The organism is Acinetobacter sp. Li1LvA2, assembly GCF_056156705.1.
In genome coordinates, this window is the sequence record NZ_JBSICF010000007.1 from 98,344 (window position 1) to 113,010 (window position 14,667).

Sequence of the window (14,667 nt, forward strand, 5' to 3'; positions counted from 1 at the left end):
GGTTTATATCTGATGTAAAGAAGCTTTATTTTGCTTCTGCCATTTTTTTAACCACATCAAAACCTTGAACGAAGCCACTTTTCAACATACCCATATATTCGGGCAAGGTGGCCAATTCAACTTTCAAAGTGGTTATATTATCTTTTTGGTTTAGAAAATATTTTTCTTGAGAACCACTCCAACCTTTAACTTCTTCACTTTCTAAATCTTCTTTACCCTCCTTAATCATGCCTAAATGTTTAAAAATCAATATTTCCGGTTTTTGCATTTGTTCAATGGTAGAAACCATCCCATTTCCTTCACCATCAAGAAAATAAGTTTTTCCACCTACTTGCCAGTCGGTACGCATAGAAGAATCTGGCGCAAAGAATTTCGTCCAAGCGTTATATGTCTCACTATTCCAAAGTATGTTCCACACTTTTTCTATAGGAGCATCAATTTCCACTTCATATACTAAATTTTCCATATTTCACTTCCCTGATTTATACCGTCTTAATGCCAGCAAATTTTAATTTTCGGTTTTAATAATGACATTCTGTAGCAACGTAGTTTGTTGTTATTTAGCTTTCGTATGAAGTGAATCTTTTAACTGATGAGGTAATCTTTATTTCATGATATTTTCACAAATAAAATTAATTGTAAGAATGCATTAGTTATTATTAATTTATGGCGAAGTTTTGCCTAAATAACCACTTATTTGTCCTAACCTGCCATTCATCTTTGCTTATGAATGATTAAACTCCGTTATTTACTTTACTTTGAATGTAGAACTGCGTAAAAATTTGATATCCGATCAAAGGCACATTGGTTATTATTGACCGGATCGTAGTTACATTATTAATAGATGGAATAGTTTTACTGAAAGGCAGCTTTGAGCAAACTTATCAGTGCGGAGAGTCTCATGAAAAAATATCAATGTATCGTTTGTGGATGGATTTATGACGAAGCGGAAGGTTGGCCACAAGACGGCATTGCAGCTGGAACAAAATGGGAAGATATTCCTGATGACTGGACTTGCCCTGATTGCGGCGTTTCAAAAGCTGACTTCGAAATGATCGAAATCTAAGAATGCAAAGTAAAAGGCCATGATCGACATGGTCTTTTTTACGAATATTACCAATCACTGTATTAAATAAATAATTCTAACTCTGGAGAAAAAAATGCATCCTATCGTCATTATCGGATCAGGCATGGCGGGTTATACCTTGGCACGTGAGTTCCGTAAGCTTAGCCCAGAGCAAGAACTTGTGATGATTTGTGCGGATGATGCAGTGAACTATGCAAAGCCAACATTATCAAATGCATTTGCAGGTAAAAAAGCACCAGAACAAATTCCTTTAGGGGATGCTGCTAAAATGGGTACTCAACTCAATATGCGTATTGAGCCTTTTACTTTTGTAAAAGAGATTTTAGCTGAACGCCATGAACTTGTTTTAGAAAAGGATGGTGTAACTTCCCAGCAACCCTATTCAAAACTGATTTTAGCCGTAGGTGCTAACCCAATTCGCCTTGCAATTGCAGGTGATGGTAGCGATGACATTCATGTCGTGAACTCATTGATTGATTACCGCGCTTTTCGTGAAAATCTAGCTCAGCGTAAAGATAAACGTGTTGTTATTTTAGGTGCTGGTTTAATTGGTTGTGAATTTGCCAATGACTTACTGCATAGTGAATATGACATTACTGTGATTGATTTGGCTCCTCAACCATTAGGCCGTTTACTTCCAGGACATATTGCCTCTGCTTTCCAGCAAAATCTTGAAGAAGCTGGAGTAAAATTTGCACTTGGAACCACGGTTGAAAAAGTAAGCAAGATTAATAATGGCGAAGACTATGCGATAACACTCGCAAATGGACAAACATTGGTTGCGGACCTTGTTCTTTCTGCAATTGGTTTACAGCCAAATATTTCACTTGCTAAAAGTGCAGATATTCAAACCAGCCGTGGAATTATTACCAATGCCTTATTGGAAACAAATCAAGCAGACATCTACGCAATTGGGGATTGTGCAGAGGTAAACGGTACTTTACTTCCATATGTAATGCCGATTATGCAACAGGCTCGTGCTCTCGCAAAAACACTCAGTGGACAACAAACTGCTGTGCACTACCCTGCCATGCCAGTTGCAGTAAAAACACCAGCTGCTCCACTTACAGTTTTGCCAGCGCCGGTTGATGTAGAGGTGAACTGGGAAACAGAAGAGTTCGACGATGGTATGCTTGCCAAAGCAATTGACAATGAAGGAACATTGCGTGGTTTTGTATTGTTAGGTGCAACCGCAGGTAAACAACGCTTAACTTTAACAAAGCTTGTTCCAGATCTTATTCCAGCCCAAGCATAAGGTTTGTATCAGGAATACTCAGTTAGAGAGTATTCCTTTAAGGAATGAATAACATGAATAGCGCCTTACAGTTTAACATTTCACCGTACACATCTTTCATGCAAGAAACCAAAGTCAACTTAGGCAATGGAATTGAGTTGCATGTAGAAGTCGGTGGAAAGCCAGAGCATCCAACCATTTTGCTGATTATGGGCCTTGGCGCCCAGATGCTTTTTTGGCCAGATTTTTTCTGTAAATCGCTGATTGATCAAGGATTTCGTGTTATTCGTTTTGATAACCGTGATATTGGCCTTTCTTCAAAAGTACGCCACGAAGGTAAACGCTTAAATACGGTTAAGTTAATGGGCCGCTTTGCACTTGGACTAGCTAATCAGGGTGCGCCTTATACGCTGCATGATATGGCAGATGATGTATCTATGCTGATTGATCGTTTAGGCGTGAACAAAGCGCATGTAATTGGTGCCTCAATGGGTGGGATGATTGCTCAAATTCTTGCAGCAAAATATCCAGAAAAGGTTGAGAAGTTAGGGCTTATGTTTACAAGCAATAACCAGCCTTTTTTACCGCCACCTTTTCCGAAACAACTTTTGAGTTTAATTGGTAAACCCGAGTCACGTGACGAAGAAGGTATTGTTAATCATAGTTTAAAACTATTTCAATTGATTGGTTCACCTGGTTATATCAACCAAATTGAAGCAATACAAACAGCGCGTAAGCTTTATCAACGTAGCTACTATCCTGCTGGTGTACTTCAACAGTTTTTAGCAATATTATGTACAGGCTCTTTACTACAACTCGACCGTGAAATTAAGCAACCCGCTTTAGTCCTACATGGCTCTCGCGATCGCTTACTTCCGCCTAGCCACGGTAAGGCTGTAGCAAAAGCAATTTCCGGTGCTAAGTTTGAATTAATTGATGGAATGGGGCATGATATCCCTGCACATTTTATTCCACAGCTTAGCGGTTTATTTGCGCATCATTTTAAATCATCAGACTAGGACACTATGGCTGCATTACCCTCATTAAGACAGCTATCATATTTAGTTACGTTGTCGGAAACTTTGCATTTTACTGAAGCAGCACGCCGCTCTTTTGTCACTCAATCGACTTTATCAGGCGGCATCATGGAGCTTGAACGGTTATTAGGTGGCGTTTTGGTAGAACGTGATCGCCAGAATGTGCGTTTAACACCTTTAGGTGAACAAGTCGTTGCTCGCGCCCGTGTACTACTAGCAGATGCTCAAGATTTAATGCGTTTGAGCCGTGAAATGAGTGAGCCGTTAACAGGTGATTTGCATTTGGGTGTTATTCCAACAATTGCACCTTTTATCCTGACACGGTTACTTGATGAAGTGCATCAGCAGTTGCCTAAAATTCAGCTGCATTTGCATGAAGCACAAAGTGAAAAAATTGTAGAGCGTTTAGAACACGGTAATCTAGACATGATCGTTCTTGCTCTACCGTTTGACACTAGAGGCCTAAAAGTCGCTGAAATTTCGAAAGAAAACTTGTACCTTGTATGTAGTAAGCAAGATACAAATGCTCTTCAAGCAAACTCTCTAGATGATCTTGATTTATCAAGATTAATTTTGCTTGAAGAAGGTCACTGTTTACGTGACCACGTTTTAAGTGCATGCCCTATCGGTGAGCGTAAAAACGACAACCGTTTAAAAGCAAGTTCTTTACCAACGTTAGTTGAAATGGTTTCTTCTGATTTAGGCTTTACGCTTTTACCAGAAATTGCAATTGAAAATAGTATGATCAAGTTTAATGATCAGATTACTGCAAAACCAATTGAAGATGCACCGAGCCGTACTTTAGCTTTAGTGACTCGTAAAAGTACACCATTGCAAAGTGAGTTCGATGTATTACTGCAAATTATGCAGAAAATTACCACAAGAATACATGAATAAAAAAAGGAGTCTTCGGACTCCTTTTTATTTTATTGCGGTGTTAAGGATGCCCACTTAAACACCCAAGCAGATGGCATATTCAAACTATTATCAGCAATAATTTTTTCTCTAATAATTTGTGCAATGGCATAGTCATTTGCAGGGTCTACCATGACCCGTATGCCTTTAGTCGTTGCACTGGTTACAACCTTGTACCCTTTTGCTTCTAACTGCGACTGAACCGTATTTGCTTTATTTTGATTAGATGCTAGCGCAACTTGTACCATCCATTTCTTTTCACCATTTTCCAAGATTTCTTTAGCGACAGCTGCATCAAGTTGCTTTTTACTGTCAAAATTTTTCTTTTCTTCTATTTTCTTGGTGTGGACATCTTCAACTTTCTTTTGCGCTAAAAACTCATCTTGTTTTGGTTTTCTTTTTTGGATGATTATTTTTTTATTTTTCTCTCCACTTTTGTTAGCTTTATCATTAGAAGGATTTACAAAATAAGGATATATCGCTTGATCATTAAATCTTTGAAATACGATTATATCTCCATAACACTTCTGATCTGCGTAAGCGGTCACTGGTATTATCCCCAAAAGTATTTTAATAAGTAAACTTCTAATAAAGCATTGCATCTTATTCATTTACCAAAGTTAAGTATATTTAATGCGGCGTATTAAAGTAGATTTCTCGTGATTTGTATATTTTTAAAATTCAATGTTTTATGTAAAAAATCACATATTTTCGAAACATATTGCCGTACTTCAAATTATTATCGTTTATCCAGCAACCATTTAGAAAAACTAACTAAATTACTTGGAATTTCAGTCAATTAAAAAAGCCGACAAAATGTCGGCTTTTATTTAGTCTTGAAAGTTCATTATTTAATGATTTCCAATAATGCTCTTTGAGCATTATGCAATTTTTCACCCTCTGCTGGCTCAGCACGAATCCACGTACCATCACCTTGAAGCAGCCAAGCCTGTTGATTATCTTGTAAGTAGTTCACTAAACCTTGTTGATAAATTCGTTTTTTCAATGCAGGGTCTTCAACAGGGAAACACGCTTCTACACGATTAAATAAATTGCGGTCCATCCAGTCTGCACTTGAACAGTAAATACGTGCATCACCATTATTACTGAAGTAATAAACACGAGTATGCTCAAGGAAACGTCCTACAATTGAACGCACTCGAATATTCTCCGACAGGTTCGGCAAACCTGGACGTAAGCAGCAAATCGAACGGATAATCAGATCAATTTGAACACCCGCCTGAGAAGCTTCATACAATTTATTGATTAACTGGACTTCGGTTAATGCATTTACTTTAACAATGATTTGAGCTTTACGGCCTGCTTTAGCATTGGCAATTTCTTCATCAATAAAGTTAATGAGCTGAGCATGTAGGGTAAACGGTGCATGTAATAGCTTTTTCAATTTCGCCATTTTGCCCATGCCGGTCAACTCTTGGAATATACGATGTACATCTTCGCACAGATCTTTATCTGTGGTCATGAGACCATAATCGGTATAAATTCGGGCATTCATCGCATGGTAGTTACCCGTTCCTAAATGAACATAACGCACCAATTTATTATTTTCACGGCGCACCACCATAATCATTTTGGCGTGAGTTTTATAACCTACAATACCGTAAACAACGACTGCCCCCGCTTCTTGTAAAACGTTTGCTACTTCAATATTTGATTCTTCATCAAAGCGAGCACGTAATTCAATAACGGCAATAACTTCTTTTCCATTACGCGCCGCTTCTGCCAAAATTTGTACAATCTCAGAATCAGCACCACTACGATATAACGTCTGCTTAATTGCTAATACTTGCGGATCGCGAGCAGCTTCACGAAGTAGCTGAATTACAGGAGCAAAAGATTCAAACGGATGATGCAGTAAAATATCTTGCTTCTGCATTGCCGAGAAAATACTCTCGGTCTTTTTAAATACTTTAGGCACAACTGGCGTATGCGAGTCATAACGCAAATGAGGACGTTTAAAGTTTGAAACCAGACGAGCTAGATTTACTGGGCCATCAACTTTGTATAATTGCTCATCAGTTAAATCGAACTCTTCAAGTAAGTACTCATAAATATGCTGTGGGCAGTTATGGGTTACTTCCAAGCGAACTGCACGACCAAAACGTCGAGAACTTAATTCACCTTTTAATGCTTTAGCTAAGTCTTCAACATCTTCATTCAGTGCCAAATCTGCATTACGTGTAACACGGAATTGATAACATCCAGTTGCTGTCATTCCTGGGAATAAATCAGACACATGTTCATGAATAATTGCCGACAACATCACATGATGTTCTTTTCCACCTGTTAATTCGTCTGGTAGACGTACAACGCGAGGTAATGAACGTGGTGCAGGTACAACAGCTAAATCAATTTGACGACCAAAAGCATCTTTACCTTCAAGTGTAATAATGAAGTTCAAGCTTTTATTAACAAGTCGAGGAAACGGATGTGCTGGATCTAGACTAATTGGGGTTAATACAGGTGCAACTTGTTCCTGAAAATATTTTTTTACCCAAGCAGATTGAGCTGGAGTTAACTCACCACGACGTAGGAAGCAAATATCTTCTTCACGTAACTTAGGTAAGATTTCTTCATTTAAAATTCGATATTGACGCTCAATCGCAGCATGAGCAGTTTCAGAGATTTTTTGTAAAACCTGTCTTGGGGTAAGACCATCTGGGCTACGACTTTCGTTGCCCAGAGAAAATTGTTCCATTACCCCAGCAACACGAATTTCAAAGAACTCATCGAGATTACGCGAGAAAATGAGCAAGAAATTCATTCGCTCAAGCAATGGATGTAAAGGGTCTACCGCTTGCTCCAATACACGCAAATGGAAGTCAAGAATAGACAATTCACGATTTATATAACGGTCATTATAACTATATTCTATTGGGGTCGTTGTTGCTGTAATCGCTGTATTCATGTCTAACTCTATTCTCTATCCAGCCAAAATCTCTATAAACCAGTATGCTGCAAAAATATGACAATTTGGTAAAAACTAAAAAATTTACACATCTTTAAAACAGCTTTATTCAGGAATCTGGGTGCTATTCATATAACGTAAAATAACGCGTTTTCTATATTGTAGTTTATGATCGTTACGATGATCTTGATAATATTTCGGATCAGGCAATAACGCAGCTAAGAAAGCGGCTTGTTCACGCGTTAAGCTTTTAGCACTTTTACCATAATAATGATGAGCGGCTGCTTCAACACCATACAAATTTTTGCCAAATTCAACTGAGTTCATATACACCTCAAGAATTCGGCGTTTTGACCACATCCGCTCCATCATCCAAGTCGCGACCGTTTCTTGGCCTTTACGAATAAATGAACGTTTGTTGTATAAAAACAAGTTCTTTGCAAGCTGTTGAGACACCGTAGAACCACCCGCAACCACTTCACCCTCTTCATTATTTCGCTCAAGGGCAAAACGGATACCTTGCCAGTCAAAGCCATGATGATGGATAAATTTTGCGTCTTCGCCCGCTAAAATTGCATGTTTAAAATTGTCGCTGATATCATCATAGTCCAGCCACTGATGGACAATTGGCTCAGATGTATCAGACCAATAATCAATTCGCATGAACATGGTGGTATCCACTTCATGTGTCCGCCACCAGACCAAACTCGAAAAAATCCAAAGTTGTATAAGGAGAATCGCCCCAATAAAAATTAACAACACGCGAACAATAAAAGCTTTCATGTTCGTCCTGATCTCCTGTATTCAACTTTTTTCATGTTAAGCTGTAAAGCATGTTCATATATAACAAAAGCATAGCATGACTCAATATCAGCCTCCGCACATTAATCGTAAACTCAATGTACAAACTTGGTGGCTGACTGCCCTGCTCATCGCAATCAATGTAGGTTTGTTTGTCTGGCAAATTCTATCTGGCGTCGATATTAGCGATCCAGCCATGAAAGATGCTATTCATTGGGGTGCTGATTTTACACCACTTACTTTTTCTGGGCAGCCTGAACGTCTATTTACCAGCATGTTTTTTCATTTTGGTTTAGTCCATCTCATGCTCAACATGTGGGCCCTCTATATTTTCGGTAATGTTGCCGAGTCCCTATTTGGTCGCTTCTATTTTATAGGCATGTATTTACTTGCTGGTTTATTTGGGAGTCTTTTAAGTAGCTATATGACCATTCAAAATGGACATGAATTACTGCAACATTTTGACCAGAGCTTACTTCCTCATGTCAGTGCAGGTGCTTCAGGCGCTGTAATGGGATTAGGTGCTGCGTTAACAGTCCTTTCCTTATTTCCACCACTTCCGCATCAAGCCTACATACTCGATAAAAAAGCATTATTAATGATTATGGCAATCAACCTTATTTTTGGTTTTGTCGCAACTGGTATTAATAATGCCGCACATATTGGCGGCATGGTTATTGGAGCATTCCTCGCACTGATGTGGTACTTAAGCTACGTCAGTAAGTTTAAAAGTGTGCTCAAGATTTTAGGCTTATTAGGCGCAGTAATCATTACGGGTGGTTTTTATATGTACTGTGTACAACTCAACTCACCTTTACTTCCGCTATGGCATGAAATCATCATCCAAAATCCTGGCATTATTCCTTAAGTTACAGCTGATTTAATTCTCTTAAGCTTTGTAAAGGTGGTAAGTTGCAAAGATAACCGAGTCGATAACGACCTATCAACGCACAAATCAGCATCATGCCAAGAGGTAAAATCAGCCATATTTCAAAATGCCACTGTATTGCCATATTCATTTTATGACTAGCAATCGCACTAATCACCTCCGCAAAACAGCAGGCAACTATGCCTGCTAACAGACCAAGAAACCCAATCTCAAAACTGAGCATTTGCTTCATTTTATTTTTAGATAGACCAAATGAGCGTAGTAAAGCAACCTCACGGCGCCTTTCATCCATTAATAGGTTTAAACATGCAATCAGTACTAATACGCCTGAAAAACCAACTAACGCTGCCAGTACAGTCACTATTTTGACCAAGACATTCATTAAGCGTTTTACTTCATCTAAAATTCGATCAACATCAATAAATACTGTATTTGAGAACTGCTGAATAATATTGATCATTTTAGGTTGATCTTGCTTAGGTACATAGAAACTACCTAAATAACTTCCAGCATTTTCATCTAAGGTTTTAGGGGAAAAAATAAAGAAAAAGTTAGGGCTAAAGCTTTCCCACTCTACACTCCGGAAATTCACAACTTTGGCTTGTAATGTACCTTCAGGCAGGCTAAAGGTCAGCTTGTCTCCAATTTGGATTCCCAAACTTTCGGCAGTTTTACTTTCGACTGAAACTTGCCCCACGCCATTAAACTGGATTTGTCCTTTTGTAATTGCATTGTCATTCGGTAATTGATTCGATTGCGTCAGATTTAACTCACGGCGCAAAGAGTTATTTTGTTTTATGGCTTCTTCAGAAAAAGGCACATCATTCTTTGCTACCAGTCGCCCTCGGATATTTGGATATAACGGCGTGCTTTGCCAACCATGTTGCTTTAATTGTTGCTCAAAAGGTTTTAAATCGAATGGAAGTAAACCATAAACAAATTGATTCGGGGTTCCTTCAGGAAGTTGTTGCTGCCAACGCTGTAATAAATCTGTTCTTAATACGCTTAACACTGTAATGAGGCTTAAGCCTAAAGCCAGTGCAGTAATTTGTAAGGCACTTTGCGAGGGTGAGCGAATATAAAAAGATAAACGATTTTTCATCTTTTTTAGACTACGAAGCAAGAGCCAAACAAGGGTATACAGCAAAATACAAAGCACGATAATTGCAGCCAAAACCATAATGCTGAGCATCAAGTTTTCACTCAACACCAAACTAAAAACAATCAGACTGCTAATGCCAGCAAAAAACATAAAGAATAATGATTTTCGAGATTTGGCTTCTTCCCGAATCACCCGAATTGGAGGTGTATTTAAAAGCTCCCAAATGCTTGGCAAAATAAAACCGAGCAGCACAATCACACTCGTAAAAATAGCGATTGGTAAAGGCCCAAGTAAAAGTGGTATGAGCGAAAAACTTAACGCTAATTGAGGAATCAATTGCAGCATAAGTTGCAGCAGGCCATAACCCATTATCAACCCTAAAAGACTGCCCATCACAATTGAAATCGCACTGACAATACAAAGCAATCCAATATAGGCCCATAAAATTTGGAACTTACTGGCTCCTAAGCATCTAAGAAGTGCAATATGATCTTGGTTTTGCTGAACATATCTTTGACTCGTTAAAGCAATGGCAATCCCACACAACAAAATCGTTAAAATATTAGCCAGTTGCAAAAAGGTATCTAGGTTTTCAAGCGGGCGTAATAACCGACTATTTGATTCGCTCGCATCACGTAAACGCAAACCTGCCGTTTCATCTAATTCTTTATTCGTCGTTTGATGTTGCTGTTTAAACTGCTTAGAAAAAGTCTGAACCTGTTCAGGTTGACCAGACATTAATAAACGATAGTCAATTCTGCTTCCAGTCTGAATTGCATGTGTTTTAGCAATATCGGCTTGATGAATAATAACTGTTGGAGAAAAGCCTGAAAACCCGAGTTCCTGATTTGAATCACGCACAATCACGCCGCTAAAACGGAAGGTGCCATCTGCTATAGAAACGATATCTCCTAATTTTACTTTCAGCAAATCGGCTGCTCTCTGACTTAGCCAAACTTCTCCAGATTGAATCGCTTGAGTTTTGGGAGCAATTTCAAGCTGTCCTCTGAGTGGAAACGCAGGTTCTATTGCTTTTACATTGACCATGACAAACTGATCTTGGGTATGCGCCATAGAACTAAATAGAGTGACATTGGTTTGCTTTAAACCAAGCTGCTCTGCTCTTTGTTTCCATGGCTGCTCAATAGGTTCGTTATTCGACAAAACTAAATCAGCACCTAGCATTTGCGAAGCTTGCAGACTGACTGCCTGTTTAACTTGGTCGTTACTAAATTTCAGGGCTGTGGTTGCACTAATCGCAAGCGATAGAGCAATAATGAGTAGATATAATCCACCTGTACGAAAACTTTGTAGGAAGAGCGGTTTTAAAAGATTACGCATAATTTAACCACCCTGTACTGTCTTTAGTCGGCCATCATCTAACTCAACATGACGCTGACAAAGGGCTGCTAAATTACGATCATGAGTCACTAAAATCAGAGTCGTACCTAATTCTCTGTTTAAATCAAAGAGCAAACTTTCAATTTCTTGTGCTGTCTGACCATCTAAGTTTCCGGTCGGTTCATCCGCAAAAATAATTTGTGGTTCTGCAATAAGAGCTCGTGCAATCGCCACACGTTGTTGCTCCCCTCCAGATAAGACTTTAGGCGTTTGTTCAACCTGACGACTAAGACCTACTCGATGCAACCAATCTAAAGCTTTTTTCTCGGCGGTTTTATAGTCAAAATCCTTACGTAACCGTAAAGGCAACATCACATTTTCAAGCGCACTCAACTGAGGTAAAAGTTGAAAAGACTGAAATACGAAACCAATATGCTGCATCCTGATTTGGGCACGTTGTTCCTCTGTTAACTGATGAACAGCTTGACCACACAACCAAACTTCACCTTCAGAGGGTTGATCTAAAGTTGCCAAAATTCCCAATAATGTTGATTTACCTGAGCCAGAACGTCCAGTAATTGCTACCTGCTCGCCTTCAAAAATCTCTAAATCGATATCTTTTAAAATCGTAAACTGATTTTGGTTAATCTGAATAGTTTGTGTAACTTGATGGGCAGCAATGATGGGTTGTGGCATGATGTAAAAAGTCCTATGTATTCAGAATCAGGGTCGAAGTACAAATGTATAAATCTTTTTTGATTGGTTCTAAAAGCATCATGCTCATCTCATTAAGTATGCTGCCTATGCTTGTATCGGCGAAAACTATTTTAATTTTAGGAGATAGTATTAGTGCCGGTTACGGAATTGATCCCAAACAAGGTTGGGTACAATTACTGCAAAAACGCTTAGACCAACAGTATCCCAAACAACACAAAGTGGTCAATGCAAGTGTTAGTGGAGAAACAACCAGCGGCGCTTTAGCCCGACTACCTAAGCTATTACAAACTTATAAGCCAAATGTGGTCGTGATTGAATTAGGTGGAAATGATGGCTTACGTGGTCAACCACCTCAAATGATTCAAAAAAATCTGGATCAGCTCATTCAGTTAAGTCAGAAACAAAAAGCCCAAGTTATTCTTTTTGGCATGAAAATTCCGCCAAATTATGGGGCTGCATATAGCAAAGCTTTTGAAAATAACTATAAAGTTGCAAGCCAAAAATATCAGGTGAAATTACTACCGTTTTTTCTTGATGGAGTCGCAGGTCAAAAACAGCTTATGCAAAATGACTTGATTCATCCAAATGCTCAAGCACAGTCAAAATTACTTAATTTAGCTTATCCATATATAAAAGGTGCCCTGTAGGCACCTTTTATCTTTAAGCATTATTTTTAATATAATCAGAAATCAAAAAAGGTTACTTCACCAGTTTCTAGCGAATATTCTGCACCTACAACAATCAACTCACCTTTTGCAATCAGGCTCTCTAATACAGCCGAACCATGACGTAATTGATTGACCGAAGCAAAAACGTTTGAACGTACCGCATGACATGAAAGTTTTTTCAAATCATTTTTTAAATCAGTCTGCATCAAAATTTCAACTGACGGACGAACACGGTTCACAATCGACATTAAGTTAGATGATGGCGGGTGATCAGGATTCATTAACGTATCAATTGTGGCTTGAATAGCGCCACAATGACTATGTCCCAATACAACAACAACTGGACAGTCATAGCGTTCTGCCGCGAACTCAACACTACCGACTTGTGAAGGAGCAACCACATTACCAGCAACACGAATTACGAATAAGTCACCAAGACCTTGATCAAATACCATTTCTGCTGGAACACGTGAATCTGAACAACCTAATACAATCGCAAACGGATTTTGATCCTTTGCCATTTCAGCGCGTTCATGATGCGATAAGGTTTTTGCAAGGGAACTATTTCCATTTACAAATCGTTGATTACCAGCTTTCAGACGATCTAAAACTTCTTGCGCAGTAGGCATTTTATATTTCCATTGTTTTTTCAAGGTTGGAAATCATTTTAATGTGTCAAAATTTGAATGTCACTGACAAAAAATTAAATCCTTTTCCATGAAAGATTTTAAAAATACGTTCTCTATTTGAATGGAATGTTTATCGCAAATTCCTTACTGTTTAGCGAAAAAATAGACATACTTTGGTTCTCGGATTGACTATAATTTTTCTCCTTTTGATCATTTGGCAAATGACTCATTGGCAAAGTTTTTCAATAATTTTCAAACTCGCTTATGCCTCAAGGATGAAATCTTATGACGACGCTGTTTGTATCAACCAAAACGACCATAAAGAAAACAGCTATGGCACTTGCCTTGGCTTGTAGCCTTACAACAATAACAGGTGTTTTTCAGACGCAAGCAGCTGATACTATAGATATAAACTTTCAGAATATTTTACAGCAAGAGCGTAGCTGGGCAGGTTTACAAAGTAAAAGTTTAAAAGTCGGTGAGGTGACATGGTCATATAGTGAAGGTGGTTCTACCGCTAAACCGACGTTGCTCCTTATTCATGGATTAGGAGGGAGTCGTGATAACTGGAACCGAGTTGCGCGTTATCTCACAGCAAATTACCACGTTATTATTCCAGACTTACCAGGAAGTGGGGAAACCTTAGTTGCACAGGATTTCGACTACTCAGTACCCAATCTTGCCGAAAAGTTACGTCGATTTGTTGAAGCTGCAAATTTAAAAGGCCCAATTCACATTGCTGGCCACTCACTTGGTGGCTCAATTGCCCTACTCTATGCTGGACAATATCCATTTGAAACCAAAAGTCTATTCTTGGTGGATAGTGGCGGTATTTTCCGCTCTGCAAATACAATTTACCTAAAAGATCCAGCCTACTTAAAACAACTTTTAGTATCTAAAAAAGGTGATTTCAACTATTTGTTAAAGCAAACCATGTTTAATCCTCCATTTATTCCTAAAGAGTTCCTTCAAGCTCAAGAAAAGCTGATGATTAATCAGGCGCCTCAAACGCAGAAACTGGTTGATCAACTGATTGCACTCAATAAAGTCTATACGCCAGATTCATTTGCAGTGCTCACCAAGACAATCGATGCACCGACACTGATTTTATGGGGTAAGCAAGATAAAATTATTAACGTAGAAGTAGCAAGTGAACTAAAACGACTTTTAAAAAATGCCCAACCTCCGGTTATTTTAGAGAATGTCGGCCATATGCCAATATTGGAAGCCGAGCAGCTGGTTATTCAACAATATGTACCGTTTTTACTTAAAGTAGAAACAAATCAGTCTTCTAAAACGACTACACCTTAAATAAAAC

The 14,667-nt window shown here is 38.6% G+C and carries 15 protein-coding genes; 8 read left to right on the forward strand and 7 right to left on the reverse strand.

What is annotated here, in order from left to right; translation table 11 throughout:
* Positions 1-25: 25 nt before the first annotated feature.
* Positions 26-466 carry an SRPBCC family protein gene (locus ACS604_RS14330; RefSeq protein ID WP_004793974.1) on the reverse strand — a complete coding sequence of 147 codons (441 nt, stop codon included), beginning with the start codon at positions 464-466 and terminating at the stop codon, positions 26-28.
* A 435-nt stretch (positions 467-901) separates the two neighbouring features.
* Here ACS604_RS14330 and rubA point away from each other — a divergent pair, with 435 nt between their 5' ends.
* The 4 genes from rubA to oxyR all read left to right on the forward strand — a co-directional run bounded on the left by rubA (position 902) and on the right by oxyR (position 4,255).
* The gene (gene rubA, locus ACS604_RS14335; RefSeq protein WP_000760495.1) at positions 902-1,066 is read left to right on the forward strand and encodes a rubredoxin RubA; all 165 of its coding nucleotides are present in this window, start codon (positions 902-904) and stop codon (positions 1,064-1,066) included.
* 94 nt (positions 1,067-1,160) lie between these two features.
* The gene (gene rubB / locus ACS604_RS14340) at positions 1,161-2,342 is read left to right on the forward strand and encodes a rubredoxin reductase RubB (RefSeq protein WP_474772042.1); all 1,182 of its coding nucleotides are present in this window, start codon (positions 1,161-1,163) and stop codon (positions 2,340-2,342) included.
* A 53-nt stretch (positions 2,343-2,395) separates the two neighbouring features.
* Positions 2,396-3,340 carry an esterase EstB gene (estB, locus tag ACS604_RS14345; protein WP_252060292.1) on the forward strand — a complete coding sequence of 315 codons (945 nt, stop codon included), beginning with the start codon at positions 2,396-2,398 and terminating at the stop codon, positions 3,338-3,340.
* A 6-nt stretch (positions 3,341-3,346) separates the two neighbouring features.
* Positions 3,347-4,255: a LysR family transcriptional regulator OxyR gene (oxyR, locus tag ACS604_RS14350; protein WP_004793979.1), complete on the forward strand. Its 909-nt coding sequence runs from the start codon at positions 3,347-3,349 to the stop codon at positions 4,253-4,255.
* Positions 4,256-4,284: 29 nt separating this feature from the next.
* Here the strand turns inward: oxyR and ACS604_RS14355 are convergent, their stop codons facing one another.
* On the reverse strand, positions 4,285-4,875 hold the full coding sequence (locus ACS604_RS14355) for an SPOR domain-containing protein (protein ID WP_051075350.1): 591 nt from the start codon (positions 4,873-4,875) through the stop codon (positions 4,285-4,287).
* A gap of 57 nt (positions 4,876-4,932) precedes the next feature.
* Here ACS604_RS14355 and ACS604_RS14360 point away from each other — a divergent pair, with 57 nt between their 5' ends.
* Positions 4,933-5,076 (forward strand): hypothetical protein, encoded by a 144-nt coding sequence (locus ACS604_RS14360; protein WP_174728552.1) that lies wholly within the window; start codon positions 4,933-4,935, stop codon positions 5,074-5,076.
* Between the two features lie 44 nt (positions 5,077-5,120).
* Here the strand turns inward: ACS604_RS14360 and ppk1 are convergent, their stop codons facing one another.
* Together ppk1 and mtgA are read right to left on the reverse strand one after the other, a co-directional pair.
* Entirely contained in the window at positions 5,121-7,202 is a 2,082-nt protein-coding gene (ppk1, locus tag ACS604_RS14365) for a polyphosphate kinase 1 (protein WP_004793981.1), read from the reverse strand.
* 105 nt (positions 7,203-7,307) lie between these two features.
* A complete protein-coding gene (gene mtgA, locus ACS604_RS14370) occupies positions 7,308-7,985 on the reverse strand; it encodes a monofunctional biosynthetic peptidoglycan transglycosylase (RefSeq protein WP_004793982.1) in 678 nt (225 codons plus the stop codon).
* A 76-nt stretch (positions 7,986-8,061) separates the two neighbouring features.
* On the opposite strand from mtgA, the gene ACS604_RS14375 reads away from it, so the two are divergent.
* Positions 8,062-8,871, forward strand: coding sequence for a rhomboid family intramembrane serine protease (locus ACS604_RS14375; RefSeq protein ID WP_107881116.1), 810 nt, complete (start codon positions 8,062-8,064; stop codon positions 8,869-8,871).
* Between the two features lies 1 nt (position 8,872).
* On the opposite strand, the gene ACS604_RS14380 is transcribed toward ACS604_RS14375, so the two are convergent.
* Positions 8,873-11,335, reverse strand: a complete 2,463-nt coding sequence (locus tag ACS604_RS14380) for an ABC transporter permease (protein WP_474772043.1) — start codon at positions 11,333-11,335, stop codon at positions 8,873-8,875.
* A 3-nt stretch (positions 11,336-11,338) separates the two neighbouring features.
* A complete protein-coding gene (locus tag ACS604_RS14385) occupies positions 11,339-12,031 on the reverse strand; it encodes an ABC transporter ATP-binding protein (RefSeq protein WP_005303339.1) in 693 nt (230 codons plus the stop codon).
* Between the two features lie 44 nt (positions 12,032-12,075).
* Between ACS604_RS14385 and ACS604_RS14390 the strand changes: the two genes are divergently transcribed.
* Positions 12,076-12,699 (forward strand): arylesterase, encoded by a 624-nt coding sequence (locus ACS604_RS14390; RefSeq protein WP_004793988.1) that lies wholly within the window; start codon positions 12,076-12,078, stop codon positions 12,697-12,699.
* A gap of 35 nt (positions 12,700-12,734) precedes the next feature.
* Here ACS604_RS14390 and ACS604_RS14395 read toward each other — a convergent pair whose 3' ends face one another.
* Positions 12,735-13,349, reverse strand: coding sequence for a carbonic anhydrase (locus ACS604_RS14395; protein ID WP_004793989.1), 615 nt, complete (start codon positions 13,347-13,349; stop codon positions 12,735-12,737).
* 285 nt (positions 13,350-13,634) lie between these two features.
* On the opposite strand from ACS604_RS14395, the gene ACS604_RS14400 reads away from it, so the two are divergent.
* Complete coding sequence (locus ACS604_RS14400) at positions 13,635-14,660, forward strand: alpha/beta fold hydrolase (protein ID WP_474772044.1); 1,026 nt, start codon at positions 13,635-13,637, stop codon at positions 14,658-14,660.
* The last annotated feature ends 7 nt before the right edge of the window (positions 14,661-14,667 follow it).

What these genes read in the sequence shown, in the direction of transcription:
- ACS604_RS14330 (WP_004793974.1), bottom strand. Translation starts at nt 466, where the DNA reads ATGGAAAATTTAGTATATGAAGTGGAAATTGATGCTCCTATAGAAAAA.
- rubA (WP_000760495.1), top strand. Translation starts at nt 902, where the DNA reads ATGAAAAAATATCAATGTATCGTTTGTGGATGGATTTATGACGAAGCG.
- rubB (WP_474772042.1), top strand. Translation starts at nt 1,161, where the DNA reads ATGCATCCTATCGTCATTATCGGATCAGGCATGGCGGGTTATACCTTG.
- estB (WP_252060292.1), top strand. Translation starts at nt 2,396, where the DNA reads ATGAATAGCGCCTTACAGTTTAACATTTCACCGTACACATCTTTCATG.
- oxyR (WP_004793979.1), top strand. Translation starts at nt 3,347, where the DNA reads ATGGCTGCATTACCCTCATTAAGACAGCTATCATATTTAGTTACGTTG.
- ACS604_RS14355 (WP_051075350.1), bottom strand. Translation starts at nt 4,875, where the DNA reads ATGCAATGCTTTATTAGAAGTTTACTTATTAAAATACTTTTGGGGATA.
- ppk1 (WP_004793981.1), bottom strand. Translation starts at nt 7,202, where the DNA reads ATGAATACAGCGATTACAGCAACAACGACCCCAATAGAATATAGTTAT.
- mtgA (WP_004793982.1), bottom strand. Translation starts at nt 7,985, where the DNA reads ATGAAAGCTTTTATTGTTCGCGTGTTGTTAATTTTTATTGGGGCGATT.
- ACS604_RS14375 (WP_107881116.1), top strand. Translation starts at nt 8,062, where the DNA reads ATGACTCAATATCAGCCTCCGCACATTAATCGTAAACTCAATGTACAA.
- ACS604_RS14380 (WP_474772043.1), bottom strand. Translation starts at nt 11,335, where the DNA reads ATGCGTAATCTTTTAAAACCGCTCTTCCTACAAAGTTTTCGTACAGGT.
- ACS604_RS14385 (WP_005303339.1), bottom strand. Translation starts at nt 12,031, where the DNA reads ATGCCACAACCCATCATTGCTGCCCATCAAGTTACACAAACTATTCAG.
- ACS604_RS14390 (WP_004793988.1), top strand. Translation starts at nt 12,076, where the DNA reads ATGTATAAATCTTTTTTGATTGGTTCTAAAAGCATCATGCTCATCTCA.
- ACS604_RS14395 (WP_004793989.1), bottom strand. Translation starts at nt 13,349, where the DNA reads ATGCCTACTGCGCAAGAAGTTTTAGATCGTCTGAAAGCTGGTAATCAA.
- ACS604_RS14400 (WP_474772044.1), top strand. Translation starts at nt 13,635, where the DNA reads ATGACGACGCTGTTTGTATCAACCAAAACGACCATAAAGAAAACAGCT.